This is a genomic window from Bacillus cereus group sp. MG9, from assembly GCF_040459995.1.
GTDB classification, from domain to species: Bacteria; Bacillota; Bacilli; order Bacillales; family Bacillaceae_G; genus Bacillus_A; species Bacillus_A mycoides.
This window is the reverse complement of the sequence record NZ_JARVHC010000001.1, coordinates 1,510,884-1,526,612: the sequence shown is the minus strand read 5'-3', so window position 1 is coordinate 1,526,612 and position 15,729 is coordinate 1,510,884. Positions and strand designations below refer to the sequence as shown.

Below are 15,729 nucleotides of genomic sequence, written 5' to 3'. Positions count from 1 at the left end.
CTTTAAACAGAGAATTTTTTCTTTGAAACCCTTTTCTTTTTCACTAAATATTTATACACACCGTAACAAAGCATGCTACCACCTAAAATCAATAATAAAATAATACATGCAGCATGCATAAAGAATTCTTCCGGTAACATTAAAATAACCGGATCTGTTTCAATATCAAACATCCAATAATCATTGCTAAATAAAAGCTTATGAAATAATACGAAACTCTTTTCAAAATTAATAGCAATTGGTAACGTAAGAGCTATTGGAAAAATAATTGTAAGAATCGCTCCGTGAAGTAAAAACTTTTCCTTTTTCTTTTTTAATAAATACGCTCCTCCTAATACAGCAATTACAATCGTTCCATACATTATATATTGAATCTTGACTACAATATTTTTAACATCTACAAAATGAATGCGTCCATTTGTGGACATATCTAATGTCGGCAATTGTAATGCACCTTCATAAAACGGCGATAAATATGTAATAAGCACATCATAGTTTCTCTTAATTTCATCTTTCGTCATATCCGCTAAATCTGGAATATTTAAAAAATCAATTTCAAAATAATACAACCATTTTCCATATATAACTACCGTTGTCGCGAGAGCGAAAACAGAAAATGCTATGCTATAGGAAACTACTAAAGTGATCAATCGATCCAATATGTTTATACCGCTCTTATTTTTCTTCATTTTCTCCCCCTAAATGTTCTCACCATCATAAAGAAAACTGTTTTCGGTTCTCACGTAAGCAATAATAATATGTAATACACAGTACAGCAATACTTAACCAAAACGTAAAATAACCAATTTTCTCTACAAATAAATGCATAATCCCATATCTCGGCATTTGCCAAAATAAATAATCAATTGCATCATTATGTAATGTCCATATGCCAGCTACAGTGAAGTGCCATTTTTTTATCCGATAAAACGGAGCATATAACATTCCCTGCACTGCCATCGCAAAATGAGATAACATTAACATATATCCCATAAGGCCAATAGGGCCTTTTACATAAATCATAATTGCATTTACAACAACAGCCCAAACACCATATTTTATTAAAGTAACTATCGCTAGCGCTTCTATTAACCCCCAGTTCTTCTTCATCAAGAAAGCAATTAAAACAAAGACAAAAAAGAGAGTCGCCATAGGGCTATCTGGTACAAACGGCCAAAATATAGGTGAGGTTTCTTTTAATTGATTTCCATACCATATGAATCCGTAAATTGTACCTAATATGTTAACAACCAATAAAAATAATAGTACCGAACGTTGCCTTAACATTGCATACAAGTAAGCCAATCTGTATGTCCAACACCTTTCAAACAAAGTAATTCTTTCATCGAACTCTACTCTATTATATAGCAAACTTTCCGTCATCGTAGAGTAGAAAACTGAAACAGATTAAATTTTCTTTAGGGATGGCTTTGCTATCCCTTTTCTGTTTCAGCTTCCCCTCATCAAACCGTACGTGAGGTTTTCCCTCATACGGCTTTCCGATGCTCTTCCTTCTTTAGCTTTCAGTTTGTTCTAGCTTCCTACTTTCACGAGTGTGTATGTTATTTTCTTCATCAAGTCCTTGATACGACCATGTTTCTTTCGAACATTTCTTTTCTTATTCCAAAAAAGGTTAAGCCGTTCTAAGACGTACCAATCTATTTTACCGAGCCACTTCTGTCCAATTGAAGATAGGCTATAATAATTTTTGAATCCTTGTAGAATTCTATTTAAACCTTTCACCATCAAACAGTGCCCAGCTTAGCTGGGCACGCAAAATAAAAAGCTGACTACAGATTTTGTAGTCAGCTTTTCTATTATTTTTTATTATACTTTGCAACGAATTCCGAAAGCTTTTTCAGTTCCTCATCTGTACCTTTAAATACACCTTTAGGCATTGAGCCTTTTCCATCTTTCGCAATTTTAGCGATTTCTTCTGGTTTTAAAGTTAAGTTTTGTAAAGCCGGTGCTGCCGCTCCGCCCTGTAAATTGTCACCATGACATGTTAAACAAGTATTTTTTTGCATCAACTTGTAGCCGTCATCATTTTTATCAACTGGTGCTGTTTTTACAATTGCTCCTTGTTTTTTTGCAGCTTCCCAATCGTGGTGTGCTACAGATTCCCAAGTTAAAAAAATAATCGATGCAATTGCTAAAAGCATAAACCCCGTTGCTACAGGACGCTTCAATGGTGCTCTTTCTGGGCCTCGATCTAGAAACGGAGCTAATAGTAACGCTCCAAACGCAATCCCCGGCATAATAAACGCACCAATTACAGTAAATGAGCCTGAAGCATACGAATACTTTAATAACTGATACAAGAATAAGAAATACCAATCTGGAAGTGGTATATATCCTGCATCTGTAGGATCCGCCATTCTCTCAAGCGGTGACGGATGCGCCACTGTTAAACATAAATAACCGACTAAAAAAACTGCACCAACCATCCATTCTTTTAACAAGAAATTCGGCCAAAACGCTTCTGTTTTCCCTGGATATTCAGAATAATCTTTTGGAATATTTGGTTTCCGGGCTACTGGTACCCGAGAATCTCCTACAAACTTCATCCCTTTGCCGCGATGCATAATCTCCCTCCTTTTGTTCTTTCCCCTTTAATTTAGCAATCTCTTATAGCGGACCGGAAATACCTTGTTTGCGAATCATGATGAAGTGGAAGGCCATTAAACCTAGAAGTGCTGCTGGTAAGAAGAAGACGTGAATAGCAAAGAAGCGAGTTAATGTTTGAGCGCCAACGATTTCGGAATGACCAGCGAGTAATGTTTTAATATAAGGACCAATGAGCGGCGTTTGCTCTGCAATTTGAATCCCTACTTTCGTAGCAAATAACGCTTTCATATCCCACGGTAATAAATATCCGGTAAAACCAAGACCTAACATAACAAAGAAAATAAGAACACCAACAATCCAGTTTAACTCACGAGGCTTTTTATACGCACCTTGGAAGAAAACTCTGAGTGTATGTAAAAACATCATTACAATTACGAGACTAGCACCCCAGTGATGCATACCACGAACAATTTGCCCGTAAGCTACTTCATTTTGTAAATAATAAACCGACTCCCAAGCATTTTTAATATCCGGCACATAATACATCGTCAAAAACATTCCGGACAAAATTTGAATTACTGTAACGAAAAAGGTAAGTCCTCCAAAGCAATAGACGAATGCAGAAAAGTGATGTGCCGGGTTAACATGCTCAGGTACTTCATGATCAGCGATATCACGCCATATCGGTGTAATATCTAAACGTTCGTCCACCCAATCATAAATTTTATTTAACATCTACTTTGCACCCCCTCTTGGCTTCGCTTTTCCTAAATACAGCGTTCCATCTTTCACTTTAGACTCGTACACATCAAGCGGAGCAAGAGGCGGTGTGCCTTTAATGTTCATCCCATCTTTTGTGTAACGTCCCCCGTGACATGGGCAAAAGAATTGATTAGGATGTGCTTTGTCCGAATTCCAGTTCACTGTGCAACCTAAATGTTTACACACTGGAGAAAATGCAACAATGTCTCCGCTTTCATCTTTATGCACCCAAGCAGATTTTGGCTCTTCAGACTTGTACCATCCGTCAACCTGCTTCACCTTAAAATCGAAGCGCTTCGGCTCTGTTGTAATATCCTTTACTTGTCCAACAGCAACCATATCTGTTCCCACTTCTTTTCTTAACACCGGATCAAGCGCAAACCTCGTCATCGGCATTAAAATACCCGCCGCCATAAAGCCTCCTACCCCTGTAAGTGTGTAATTTAAAAACTGTCTTCTTGACACACGATGTTCTTTCTCGCTCACGAAAATTTCCCCCCTCTATCAGAAATTGTCCCCTCGTGAAAAAATTATATAAAAAATAAAAACTAGGACACTATCATGATATAATACCCTCTTGCATAGGTCAATATCATACTACTCATAATAATAAGAACTTTCTGTTTATTATTATTTTATCCATCTTTCTTCCAACATTTCCATAATATTTTTTATGTGTGCACGAATAACTTCCCTTTTCGCTTGGTCACTAAATTGCTCTAATGATAACGATGGAAACCAAAATAAATCACCCTGCACATCTCTCATATCTTCTTTCCATGAAAAGTCACTTGTCACATAGGCAATATGCTTAAAACCTTGCCTTTTTAAATGATCTGTCCATTCTTGCAAACGGTCTTTTTCATTCTTTTGGCTCTCTACCAAATACGTAAATGCGGGCAGTAAAAGCACTCTTCCTTTATACTCCCTTTCCAACTCCATACTCAAAGCCTCAATAAATTCACCTTGCTCTACAACCATTTTCATCCCTTTTGCTGCCGAAATAGACAAAAGGGGTATAATCCCTGTATCTACATACTCCCTCGCTTGCTCAAACTGTTCTACATCTTTTACAATCCATTTCACCTTTTCTCCCCTCCTCCATTCGAAATAACAGAACTTTCACTTTATATATATTAAACCATACTAAAAGAGGTAAAAAAAGAAAAACTACCTATTATTAAGTAGTTTTTCTTAAAAAGTCTGAATTTCGTAAAGATTACATAATCAAAATGAATTCTATAAAATTTTCAACTCTGCTGTTAACCTATGAAATGCTTCCTTATCTTGCTTATCCAAAGCTTCATCAATTTGTTTCAAAAGACGTTCTCTTCTAAATGAGAATACACTTTCTTCTAAAAATCGTTCTGCAAGCAATCGATCTTTTTCATTCACTTCAATATGCTTTGGCAAATATGGGTTTTCTTCTAATACAGCTACATAGTTTGCATTTTGGAACGATGATTTAAAATTAAGCTGAATATAAATATCCTCATCTCGATTCAAACGAATATCATGAAACGATTTTTCTGCATCTGTTGTCATTACATTTTGTTTGAAAAAGTGAAACGGTGTGTCTTTCACACAATTTGCTGACATTACTAAGCCACGCGGACAATATTTTGCATGTTCTACGAAGTGGACTTTATGCATTAATTGATCGTGACTCATTAAATAATTCAAAATCCATACACATTCACGCTGTTTCAGTTGGTAATTATTCAAAAACCATTTTACAAAATCCTTCTTCTCGTTTACAGAAACAGGGGTATTCATAGCGATTAAGTCCCTCCTCTGTCTTTCTCTTTTCTTTTTAGATTCAAGAAGCGGCATTCAGTTTCCTTCCAACTTATGAAAAATCCTCTAAATTATATAACAATTCTTCAATATGAATTTGTGTCGGGTCTAGTTGTATTAACTGCGTAAATACTTCTTTCGCCTCTTTTCGCATTCCTTCTTCTAATAAGAAATAACCGTACTCTTCCAAGAAATCTGGATGATTCTTAAAAGAAGTATATGCACTTTCATAGTGTTTTAATGCATCCGAATACATTTCTAATTGTTTTTTTGCAAATGCAAGATCCCAAAGTAGTTGTGTATCTGGTTCTCCACTGTCAATTGCACGCTCTACAACTGCAATTAGCTCTTCGTATTTCTCTTGTTCTTTTAAAATATACGCATATTTTAATATCGCACCTAAATGTCCCGGATCTAGCTCCAGTGCTTTTTGAAGCACTTCTTCTGCCTCCGCTATTTTACCTAATTTCGCCGCAATATTCGCTAATTCTACATAGAAAGGAACAGACAGCTCATCTACTTTAATTCCTTCTTGAAGTGCTTCATAGCTTTCTTGAAGCATGCCTTCTTTTTCATAGCTTTTCGCTAAATACATGTATAACGATGCGTATTCAGGATCTAATTCTTTTAATTCTTGCCAAGCACCAATTGCTCTTTGATATTCTTCTCCTTGGTATAATGTGAAGGCATATCCAAATAATGAGTGAATATCTTTTTGCTCTTCTAACCCCGCTTCATAGTAAGAGATTGCCTCTTCCCAGTTTCCAATAGCACTTAAAGTTTCTGCTAGACGAAGCGCAATGACAACACCACCCATAACTTTATGTTCTGCTAGTAACGATTCATAATAAGTGATCGCCTTTTGCTCTTCACCTTTACTACTATATAATTCTGCTAACCCAAACGTAATAACAGGTTCGTCTGGCATCATTTCTTTCGCCTTTAATAGTTTTTGTTCTGCTACATCATCAAAACCTTGCATTTGGAATAAATCCGCTACAAGTAATAACGATTGAACATATAAATCATCGTTTTCTGGAATATCATGAAGCACTTCAATCGCTTCATCTTCTTTATCTAAATCAATATATAATTCTGCTAAAAATACCGTAAATTCACTTTCTTCCGGATATAGCAAGCGTAAGTCTTCAGTAATTGCTAACGCCTCATCCATAAACCCAAGTGTATGATAGTAACGAGCGATATCATACTTCTCTTCATCATTAGCAACTCGTAGTTGTTCTTTTAATAATTGTAATCCTTTTTCTGCTTCACCGTTTTCAATATAAGAAACAGCCTGTTCAAACTTTTGCATAAACGTCTCCTTTAATTCAAAAAATATTCTCTTCTGTTCATTTATCATAAGCAACTAGGTGTAAGAACGCAACCTTTTGAGTGAGCTACCTCTTCCTATACTTTCTCTCATAGCGCAGCTAATTGTTCGAAAAATTCCGGATACGATACAGCGACCGCATCACTATTCTCTATTTTCACTTCTCCATCTATAATACACGATGCGATTGCAAGCATCATCCCAATACGATGATCGCCGTGACTATTAACAGTATTTCCTTTTAAACTTTGTTTACCATATATAATCATACCATCTGGTGTAGCTTCAATCTTCGCACCTAATTTGCCTAATTCATCTACAACCGTATCGATACGATTTGTTTCTTTTACTTTTAACTCCTCAGCGTTTTTAATAACAGTAATTCCTTCTGCCTGCGTTGCCAATAAAGCAATTACAGGAATTTCATCAATTAATCTTGGAATAAGAGTTCCACCAATTTCTATTCCTTTTAGTTTAGATGTTTCAATCGTAATATCCCCGCACGGTTCAAACTCTTCATTTCTAATATGATCGATAGAAATAAGTGCACCCATCTTTGTTAATACATCTAAAACCCCTGTTCTCGTCGGATTTAAACCAACGTTTTCCAATACAAGCTTACTATTTTGGACAATTGCACCAGCTACTAAGAAAAATGCCGCCGAAGAAATATCTCCTGGAACTTCTATGTCTGCACCTTTAAGTTGTTGTCCACCTTGTAATGAAACAGTCCGTCCATTAACATCTACGGTACAACCGAATGCACGCAACATTCTTTCCGTATGATCACGAGATTGCATAGGCTCTGTTACCGTAGTAATCCCTTCCCCTTGCAAACCCGCAAGTAAAACTGCTGACTTCACTTGTGCGCTTGCTACTGGTGAATGGTAATGCATACCTTTTACCTTACCACCGCGAATAGATAAAGGTGTATATTGTCCGTTTTCTCTACCATCAATTTGAGCATTCATCTTACTAAGCGGGTCTGTAACACGTTTCATAGGACGTTTTCCAATTGATGCATCACCAATTATCGTACTATGGAACGGCGTATTTGCTAAAATCCCAAGCATAAGACGAATAGTCGTCCCTGAATTCCCCACATCTAATACTTCTTTCGGTTCTTGTAAATTATGTAATCCTTTACCGTAAATCGTGACATCGTTACCAAACTGTTCAATCTGGACACCTAGTTTTTGAAAACATGCAATTGTACTTAAACAATCTTCTCCTAATAAAAAATTTGATACTTTCGTCGTCCCTTCCGCTATCGCTCCAAACATAACAGAGCGATGCGAAATAGATTTATCTCCTGGAACAACAATTTTCCCATTCAAACTATTTTTTCGTCCTACTAGTTTCAAACTGTATCCTCCTCACATTTTAAATAAGTTATATGTACAATAGTTCTTCTTATACGTCTACTTCTATTGTAACGTTTTCTTTCTTGAACGTGCAAACAACTCCCCTTATTGCAGTTCAAATGAAAAAGGCTCCTGTAACAGGAGCCTCCACCATTTCTTAAGAATACGTTTCTTCTTTCTTCACTTGTTCTTTTACAAGTTCCGTAAGTAATTCAATAATCTCATCATTTTCTTCTTTTAATCCAACAGTAATACGAATACCATCATGCATACCAAATGCTGCACCAGAACGAACGATATATCCTTTTTTCATTAATCGTTCGAAAGCTTCATTACCAGGTATACCAAGTTTCAAGAAAATAAAATTCGTTTGAGATGGATAGTAGAATACGTTATATTCCTTACAAAATGCATAATATTGATTTAATCCTCCGGCATTTTTCTTCACACACTCTTGTAAAAACTGTTGATCCTCTATTGCCGCTAATGCTACCGCTTGGGCGATAGTTGATGTGTTAAATGGTAGTCTTGCTACCTCTAGCTGCCCAATAAGCTTTGCATCACCAATCGCATATCCAATACGAAAAGCAGCTAATCCATATGCTTTTGAGAATGTGCGTAACACCATAAGATTTTCGTACTTTTCAAGAAGAGGTAATGTTTGCGGATAATCTTCTGCCCCAGCATATTCATAATATGCTTCGTCCATAATAACGAGCGCTGACTTTGGAACTGATTCTAAAAATGAAAGTAATTTTTGTTTTTCTACATATGTACCTGTCGGATTATTCGGATTACAAATCCATACAATCTTCGTTTTCTCATCTACTTGTTGTAACATTGCATCTAAATCGTGAATGCCATCTTTAAGTGGTACTTCACGAACTTCTGCTCCTTCAATAACAGCATGGTGATGGTATTGCGAGAACGTAGGGTTCGCCATTACAACATTTGTTCCATTATGTAGCAAAGCACGACTAATCATTTGAATGACTTCATCTAGCCCACTACCAAATAAAAGCTGTTCCGCTTTTACACCTAAATGCTCTGCTACTTTCTCACGAAGCTCAAATGCCGCCCCGTCCGGATAGAGTGCATAATGATTAGCTAACGAAGTTAATGCTTCTGTCACACGCGCAGAGCAGCCAAACGGATTTTCATTCGATGCTAATTTTACAATTTTTGACAATCCGTATTCTCTTTTTACTTCCTCAATATTTTTCCCAGGTACATATGCTCTCAAAGTTAACAATTGCTCTTTTACTCTCACTTTTCTTCCCCCAGTCATTGATATGATTTATAATGTCTTACTGTCATCTTTAATCATAACCGTCACCATTACGAGAATACCTTTAAATATGCATTTCATACCTGTTCTATGACTTTTTTACACCATATCCTTTTGAAATGCTTCTAACGCAATATGAACAGTCTCATCTGAAATAGATACGACATTCACTCCCCCATATTCCTGCATAAGCACCATATGAATTGTTCCAGCATTTGCTTTTTTATCTTGTTTCATCAACTGAACGAGACGTTCTACATTCAAGTCACTTGGCATTTTTGGATAACCGTATTTCAAGAACCACTGCTTTATTTCTTTATAAGAAAGATCAACTTTGTACACTTGCTCACTTAAAAACATAGCAAATAGCATGCCAACCGCTACTCCATCACCGTGAGTAATATTTCCATATCCTAACTCTTTTTCAAGAGCATGTCCTAACGTATGCCCAAAATTCAAATGGGCACGTACACCTTTTTCTGTTTCGTCTTGCGACACAATATTCGCTTTCACAGGAATCGCCTTCGTTAATATATGAATTAACTTTTCATCACGAAGATCCGTTAACGTTTGTACTTCTTCTTTTAACCAATGATATAGCTCTACATCACCAATAAGAGCATGCTTTATCACTTCTGCATAACCTGATCGCCACTCTTTTTCAGGAAGTGAATGTAAAAATGGCGTATGATATACAACAGCTTCTGGCTGATGAAACGCTCCAATCATATTTTTTCCTAGTGGATGGTTAATTGCTACTTTCCCGCCTACTGCGCTATCGTGAGCTAATAAAGTCGTTGGAACTTGGACAAAGCGAATACCACGCATAAACGACGCGGCAACAAATCCAGCCAAATCTCCAATCATTCCGCCTCCAAGTGCGATGATTAAAGAATTTCTATCTAATTTATTTTCAAGAGCCGAAGTGTGAGCCTCATAGAAATTTTCAAAAGACTTCTCTTTTTCGCCACTCGGTACAACAAACGAAAATACTTTTTGCTCTACTTGCAATGCATCAACAACTGTCTGTAAATGCAGTGATGCAACAGCTTCATCAGAAATGATCATTATGTTAGATACTGCAGGATTCATTTTTTGAATAAGCGTTGTTAAGTGTGACAACGCCTCCCTTCCAACATGTACATCATATTCTTTTGATTTCGTTTGAATATGTATGTTCTCCATTAAAATCCCCTCGCATATTCATTATGTTTCTCAATATTTTCACGTATAAGATCGATACGATCTAATCCAAATTGTTCAATTAAAGCTGTTGCGAGCTCCCAAGCCACAACAGCTTCAGCCACAACGCTAGCTGCTGGCACTGCACAACTATCTGAACGTTCAATACTCGCTGTAAAAGGTTCTTTCGTATCAATATCAACACTTTGAAGCGGTTTATATAATGTCGGTATCGGTTTCATAACACCGCGCACAACAACCGGCATACCAGTTGTCATGCCACCTTCTAATCCACCTGCATTGTTCGTTTTTCTTCTGTACCCTTGCACTTCATCCCAAAGGATTTCATCATGCACTTCACTTCCAGGTCTATGTGCTGCTTCAAAACCAATTCCAATTTCAACACCTTTAAAAGCGTTAATACTCATAATTGCCGCTGCTAATTTTGCATCTAATTTTCTATCATAATGTACATAGCTACCTACTCCAATTGGCATTCCTTCTACAACTACTTCAACAATACCACCGATAGAATCACCATTTGCCTTCGCATCATCAATTGCTTGCATCATCTTTTTACCGGCCTCTTCATCTAAACAACGTACAGGAGATGCTTCTGTAGTACTTTGTAATTCCACAATAGAGTTATATTTAATATTTGCTGCCTGTACACCACCAATCTCGATAACATGTCCCGCTACTTGTATACCTAATTCCGCTAATATTTTTTTTGCAACTGCACCAGCTGCAACACGAACTGTCGTTTCACGTGCTGAAGAACGCTCTAATACATTCCTCATATCTCTATGACCATATTTAATCGCACCATTTAAATCTGCGTGTCCAGGTCTAGGTTTCGTAACTTGCCTTTTCATTTCTTTCTCTTCCTGCTCAGTTAACGGCTCTGCACCCATAACCTTTGTCCAATGTGTAAAATCACGATTTTCAACAACAAGTGCAATCGGTGACCCCATCGTCTTCCCATGCCTAACACCACTTACAATTTGCACTTGGTCTTTCTCAATTTGCATGCGTCTACCGCGTCCATATCCTTTTTGTCTTCTAGCTAATTCTTCATTTATATCATTCGCTACTAAAGATACCCCTGCCGGAACACCTTCTAAAATTGTCGTAAGTTGCGGACCGTGGGATTCACCAGCTGTAATATATCGCATACGTTATTCCTCTTTTCGCATATGTATTTATCCCGCTACATAAAGCAGCTATATTATCTTCCATCACTCTTTAAAATACAAAGAAATTATATAGTAAATCGAATGTTTGCTTTCCCTACTTGTAATTGTTCGATTATTTTCATAATAGTAAACCTTTTACTTTACATACCAATATATCATAACAGCCCTAACTTCGTAACTGATCGAAATAAAAAAAGTGCAAGAAGAATACCCCTATTCTTCTCACACTTTTTACTATTATCACAGTTATTAAAGCGTTTACAAATTATTTCAAAATAATTAGTAAATCCATTGATTCATTAATTTTGAGTAGTCTACTAATTCTTCTTCCTTAAAGAAAATAGCAATCTCGCGTTCTGCACTTTCTAAAGAATCCGAACCGTGGATAATGTTTTTCGCAACAGTTACACCGAAATCTCCACGAATTGTTCCAGGAGCAGCTTCATGAGGTCGTGTTTTACCCATCATATTTCGTGCTGTATCTACTACACCTTCACCTTGCCATACCATTGCGAATACAGGACCAGATGTAATAAAGTCTACTAATTCACCAAAGAAAGGTCTTTCTTTATGCTCACCGTAGTGTTGTTCAGCAATTTCCGGAGTAACTTGCATTAATTTTGCACCAACTAATTGAAAGCCCTTTTTCTCAAAACGAGCTACAATTTCCCCAATGAAGGCACGTTGTACACCGTCTGGTTTTACCATTAGAAATGTTTTTTCCATAAAAAATCTCTCCACTTCTGAATTATGTATGTAATTGTATATCCCCACACACATATTAACACCCTTATCACAATTGCGCAATAGTTTTGAAATAGAGAGATTATTTTATTTTTTAGACAAAACACTAAAATTTTCGTTTTCCAATATACTTTGCGACATTTTGCAACGCATACTTCGCCTGTCCACGAGGGAGTGGTTTTATTATTTCTAATGCTTTATGTAAATAACGTTCACTAAACGAAAATGCTTTATCAATAGCTTCGCTCGCTTTAATATCATCAATAATTTCTTTCATTTCACTTGCTGTTGTATTTTCATGCACAGATGTAATTTTTTGACGAAGAACTGGATCTTCCATGGCATACAAAACAGGTAATGTAATGTTACCTTGTAATAAATCACCACCAGCAGGCTTTCCAAGCTTCTCTTCTGTCGATACGAAATCTAAAATATCATCAATAATTTGATAAGACATACCAACAAAATATCCGTACCAAAATAGACGATTTACAGTATCACGATTAGCACCAGCAGCAATCGCTCCCAACTGACAACTTGCGGCGATTAACAATGCTGTTTTTCGTTTTATCCTTCTTAAATACGTTCGTAAATTTTGATCATAGTTATACTTATCTTTAATTTGTTCGATTTCACCTTTACAAACTTCTAAAATTGTATGAGACAACGCTTGATGTGCATCTGGAATTTCTATATTTGTTATACATTCAAGAGACTTCGCAAACAAGTAGTCTCCTGTATACATTGCAATACGATCTCCCCATTTCGCATTCACTGTTGCGCTACCGCGTCGTAAAAACGCAGCATCAATGACATCATCGTGAACAAGCGAAGCCATATGAATTAGTTCTAATGCAACCGCAACATGCTTAATTGCATCTAACTTATAATCCCCAAATTTCCCTGCAAGCAAAACAAAAACAGGGCGAATCCGCTTCCCACCTGCTTCAATAAGCTGTAATGCCGCTTCTTCTACTAACGGCTGCTCAGAAGCAACTGTCTTCTTCAATTCTTTTTCTATAACATTAATATCCGATCGTAAAAAAGAGTACATAAGTTGTAACTTCATATTGTTCACCTTAACCTAAAACGTCTTTTTTCTATTTTCTATTTTGATTCTGGTTTAATACCTAAATGCATAGCTGCTACACCAAAAGTAAATGGTTTCACTTGCACATTCTTAAGCCCAGCTTCTTCAAACATACGTGCTAACTCTTTCATCCCTGGGAATGTACTAGCAGATTCCTGAAGCCATGAATATTCTTTATAACTTTTCGCAAACATCTTTCCAAATAACGGCATGATATATTTAAAGTATAAGACATATCCTTGACGAAAACCTATCATCGTTGGTTGAGATGTTTCCAGGCAAATTACTTTTCCACCAGGCTTTACTACACGCGTCATTTCTTTTAATACTTGCATGTAATCCGGAACGTTACGTAACCCAAAACCAATCGTTACATAATCAAACGTATTATCTTCATAAGGAAGTTCCATTGCATTTCCATGCATAAGTTCTACTTGCTTTAATTCTAAAGCTTCTACCTTTTGTTTACCGACAGCTAGCATATTTTCGCTAAAGTCTAAACCGTAAACCTTCCCATCTTCACCTACAGCTCCCGCTAGTGCAATTGTCCAATCTGCCGTCCCGCAGCATACGTCAAGTGCCTTACTCCCGGGTTTCACATCCATAATTCGCATCGTTTCTTTGCGCCATGCCTTATGCCTTTGAAAACTAATTACAGAATTCATCACATCGTATTTATCAGAAATTTTCTCAAATACGTCATGTACTCTTTCTTCTTTTGATTGTTGCATGCTCGTACCTTCTTCCAATGTAAAGTTGCTTATGTCCTTGATTTATCTCTTAACATAGAAATTATCTCATTAACTTCTGTATGATTCTCTAAAAAATTTTCTTCTTGCTTTCTCATTTCCATAAGCCATTCATTAATAACTGTTTCCAAATTTTTATTATCATCCAATGAGATTTTTTGGACTGCTTGAAAAACAGGTGAATTTTGTTTATCAGCATACAATTGACACTCTTTTTGAAGACGATTTTTTCCTAACACATAAGTTATATATGGTTTCCAATTAGATAACTGAAAATGATCACATGTTTTTTGCAAAAGCGCAGATTCAATTATTACTACACTTTCCATTATGTCTTGAATCGTCACATGTGCTTTTTGATACAGCATAATTTTATGTTCATTAATCTCCTTAATTCCTTCAGCAAGTGCACGAATTAAGATAATATCACAATTCATTGACAATAAGTAATAGTATAGACCACTATAATAATCCCCTGCAAGAACTGTCAATTGACGACGCTTATGGAATCCACTCGTCTCTTCGTTTGCTTTATTTGATACTTTTTCATGTGTATCAAGAGCAATTTGTACAAGCATAATCGTTACGACATAATGATCAATTTGTTCTTTATGTATATTTGCACTTTTTAATGCACCGTATAACAGCGCTATTTTTTCTTCATCAATAAATGGTTCTTCAATATAGTTTATAAAATAAGGATGGCGTAATTTCTCCATCAATTTCTCTTTAATACCCGCATACCCTCCGTAGATGTCACACACAAAAAATCACCCTTGTTTTCTAATTCATAAAATTTATTATAACACATACATTCTATTTTCTATAATCAAAACTTGGCTACTTCTGCCAAACTGCCACCGAATAAAGCCTCAACTTTTATTCATACAAGTTATCTTCGTCTCTAACAACTACAAACATTCATTTACACAAAAGGCAGAAGTAATTTTCAACCTTTATATTCTTGCTCTTTAACATTAAAACTATATCATTTTTTTGTATATAAAAAAAAGAAAAGCAGTTTCCCGCTCTTCTTTAATTCGTCTTAATAAACGATAAAATTTCACTACGTGCTGCTGCATCATTTTCTAACACGCCGCGCACTGCAGTCGTTACTGTTTTCGCACCAGGCTTTTTCACACCACGCATCGTCATACACATATGCTCTGCTTCTACTACTACCATTACACCATGCGGCTCTAGTACTTCCATAATAGAGTTAGCTACTGTTGATGTAATACGTTCTTGTAGTTGCGGACGACGCGCAATTGTGTCTACAGTACGAGCTAATTTACTTAGTCCCGTTACTTTTCCACCTTGCGGAATATATGCAACGTGAGCAACTCCATAAAACGGAACAAGATGATGCTCACACATCGAATAGAATGGTATATCTTTTACTAGCACAAGCTCTTCGTGGTCTTCTCCGAATACTTTGTGTAAATGCTCTTTCGGATCCTCATGCATTCCTGAGAATACTTCTGCGTACATTTTCGCAACACGTTTCGGTGTATCAAGTACTCCCTCGCGATTTGGGTCATCTCCGATTGCCTCTAAAATAAGACGTACTGCATGTTCAATTTGTTCTAAATTAACTTTTGCCATCCGCTAGCCCTCCCGAAAAACCTAAAAGTGATACGAACACATTCTAGCATA

General features: G+C 36.5%; 17 protein-coding genes. All 17 read right to left on the bottom strand.

Features of this window, described 5'->3' with window-relative positions:
- Window positions 1–2 precede the first annotated feature (2 nt).
- Window positions 3–689: a lipoprotein intramolecular transacylase Lit gene (gene lit, locus QCI77_RS07865; protein WP_002030775.1), complete on the bottom strand. Its 687-nt coding sequence runs from the start codon at window positions 687–689 to the stop codon at window positions 3–5.
- Window positions 690–714: 25 nt separating this feature from the next.
- The gene (lhaT, locus tag QCI77_RS07860) at window positions 715–1,305 is read right to left on the bottom strand and encodes a lipoprotein heptaprenylglyceryl N-acetyltransferase LhaT (protein ID WP_002086612.1); all 591 of its coding nucleotides are present in this window, start codon (window positions 1,303–1,305) and stop codon (window positions 715–717) included.
- Window positions 1,306–1,817: 512 nt separating this feature from the next.
- Window positions 1,818–2,585, bottom strand: coding sequence for a menaquinol-cytochrome c reductase cytochrome b/c subunit (qcrC, locus tag QCI77_RS07855; RefSeq protein ID WP_002011836.1), 768 nt, complete (start codon window positions 2,583–2,585; stop codon window positions 1,818–1,820).
- 43 nt (window positions 2,586–2,628) lie between these two features.
- The gene (qcrB, locus tag QCI77_RS07850) at window positions 2,629–3,303 is read right to left on the bottom strand and encodes a menaquinol-cytochrome c reductase cytochrome b subunit (RefSeq protein ID WP_000932700.1); all 675 of its coding nucleotides are present in this window, start codon (window positions 3,301–3,303) and stop codon (window positions 2,629–2,631) included.
- Window positions 3,304–3,816: a menaquinol-cytochrome c reductase iron-sulfur subunit gene (qcrA, locus tag QCI77_RS07845; protein WP_002030772.1), complete on the bottom strand. Its 513-nt coding sequence runs from the start codon at window positions 3,814–3,816 to the stop codon at window positions 3,304–3,306.
- 144 nt (window positions 3,817–3,960) lie between these two features.
- Entirely contained in the window at window positions 3,961–4,416 is a 456-nt protein-coding gene (locus QCI77_RS07840) for a YpiF family protein (RefSeq protein WP_113770076.1), read from the bottom strand.
- Window positions 4,417–4,569: 153 nt separating this feature from the next.
- Window positions 4,570–5,106 (bottom strand): ReoY family proteolytic degradation factor, encoded by a 537-nt coding sequence (locus QCI77_RS07835; protein WP_002086615.1) that lies wholly within the window; start codon window positions 5,104–5,106, stop codon window positions 4,570–4,572.
- Window positions 5,107–5,179: 73 nt separating this feature from the next.
- Window positions 5,180–6,442 (bottom strand): tetratricopeptide repeat protein, encoded by a 1,263-nt coding sequence (locus QCI77_RS07830; protein WP_353824717.1) that lies wholly within the window; start codon window positions 6,440–6,442, stop codon window positions 5,180–5,182.
- 107 nt (window positions 6,443–6,549) lie between these two features.
- Window positions 6,550–7,824, bottom strand: coding sequence for a 3-phosphoshikimate 1-carboxyvinyltransferase (aroA, locus tag QCI77_RS07825; protein WP_002086617.1), 1,275 nt, complete (start codon window positions 7,822–7,824; stop codon window positions 6,550–6,552).
- A 157-nt stretch (window positions 7,825–7,981) separates the two neighbouring features.
- Entirely contained in the window at window positions 7,982–9,094 is a 1,113-nt protein-coding gene (gene hisC, locus QCI77_RS07820) for a histidinol-phosphate transaminase (RefSeq protein ID WP_113770078.1), read from the bottom strand.
- A gap of 117 nt (window positions 9,095–9,211) precedes the next feature.
- On the bottom strand, window positions 9,212–10,297 hold the full coding sequence (aroB, locus tag QCI77_RS07815) for a 3-dehydroquinate synthase (protein ID WP_061675130.1): 1,086 nt from the start codon (window positions 10,295–10,297) through the stop codon (window positions 9,212–9,214).
- Complete coding sequence (aroC, locus tag QCI77_RS07810; RefSeq protein WP_063218614.1) at window positions 10,297–11,469, bottom strand: chorismate synthase; 1,173 nt, start codon at window positions 11,467–11,469, stop codon at window positions 10,297–10,299. The genes aroB and aroC overlap by 1 nt, the downstream gene beginning before the upstream one ends.
- A gap of 300 nt (window positions 11,470–11,769) precedes the next feature.
- On the bottom strand, window positions 11,770–12,216 hold the full coding sequence (gene ndk, locus QCI77_RS07805; RefSeq protein WP_000415879.1) for a nucleoside-diphosphate kinase: 447 nt from the start codon (window positions 12,214–12,216) through the stop codon (window positions 11,770–11,772).
- 124 nt (window positions 12,217–12,340) lie between these two features.
- Entirely contained in the window at window positions 12,341–13,303 is a 963-nt protein-coding gene (gene hepT / locus QCI77_RS07800) for a heptaprenyl diphosphate synthase component II (protein ID WP_002011823.1), read from the bottom strand.
- A gap of 38 nt (window positions 13,304–13,341) precedes the next feature.
- On the bottom strand, window positions 13,342–14,055 hold the full coding sequence (gene menG, locus QCI77_RS07795; RefSeq protein WP_002086620.1) for a 2-heptaprenyl-1,4-naphthoquinone methyltransferase: 714 nt from the start codon (window positions 14,053–14,055) through the stop codon (window positions 13,342–13,344).
- Window positions 14,056–14,084: 29 nt separating this feature from the next.
- The gene (locus QCI77_RS07790; RefSeq protein ID WP_113770079.1) at window positions 14,085–14,837 is read right to left on the bottom strand and encodes a heptaprenyl diphosphate synthase component 1; all 753 of its coding nucleotides are present in this window, start codon (window positions 14,835–14,837) and stop codon (window positions 14,085–14,087) included.
- A 271-nt stretch (window positions 14,838–15,108) separates the two neighbouring features.
- Complete coding sequence (gene folE / locus QCI77_RS07785) at window positions 15,109–15,678, bottom strand: GTP cyclohydrolase I FolE (RefSeq protein WP_002011819.1); 570 nt, start codon at window positions 15,676–15,678, stop codon at window positions 15,109–15,111.
- Between the last annotated feature and the right edge of the window lie 51 nt (window positions 15,679–15,729).

Coding starts and splice junctions, on each gene's coding strand:
- menG (WP_002086620.1), bottom strand. CDS start 14,055: ATGCAACAATCAAAAGAAGAAAGAGTACATGACGTATTTGAGAAAATT.
- QCI77_RS07830 (WP_353824717.1), bottom strand. CDS start 6,442: ATGCAAAAGTTTGAACAGGCTGTTTCTTATATTGAAAACGGTGAAGCA.
- qcrB (WP_000932700.1), bottom strand. CDS start 3,303: ATGTTAAATAAAATTTATGATTGGGTGGACGAACGTTTAGATATTACA.
- aroB (WP_061675130.1), bottom strand. CDS start 10,297: ATGGAGAACATACATATTCAAACGAAATCAAAAGAATATGATGTACAT.
- qcrC (WP_002011836.1), bottom strand. CDS start 2,585: ATGCATCGCGGCAAAGGGATGAAGTTTGTAGGAGATTCTCGGGTACCA.
- aroC (WP_063218614.1), bottom strand. CDS start 11,469: ATGCGATATATTACAGCTGGTGAATCCCACGGTCCGCAACTTACGACA.
- hepT (WP_002011823.1), bottom strand. CDS start 13,303: ATGAAGTTACAACTTATGTACTCTTTTTTACGATCGGATATTAATGTT.
- ndk (WP_000415879.1), bottom strand. CDS start 12,216: ATGGAAAAAACATTTCTAATGGTAAAACCAGACGGTGTACAACGTGCC.
- lit (WP_002030775.1), bottom strand. CDS start 689: ATGAAGAAAAATAAGAGCGGTATAAACATATTGGATCGATTGATCACT.
- folE (WP_002011819.1), bottom strand. CDS start 15,678: ATGGCAAAAGTTAATTTAGAACAAATTGAACATGCAGTACGTCTTATT.
- QCI77_RS07835 (WP_002086615.1), bottom strand. CDS start 5,106: ATGAATACCCCTGTTTCTGTAAACGAGAAGAAGGATTTTGTAAAATGG.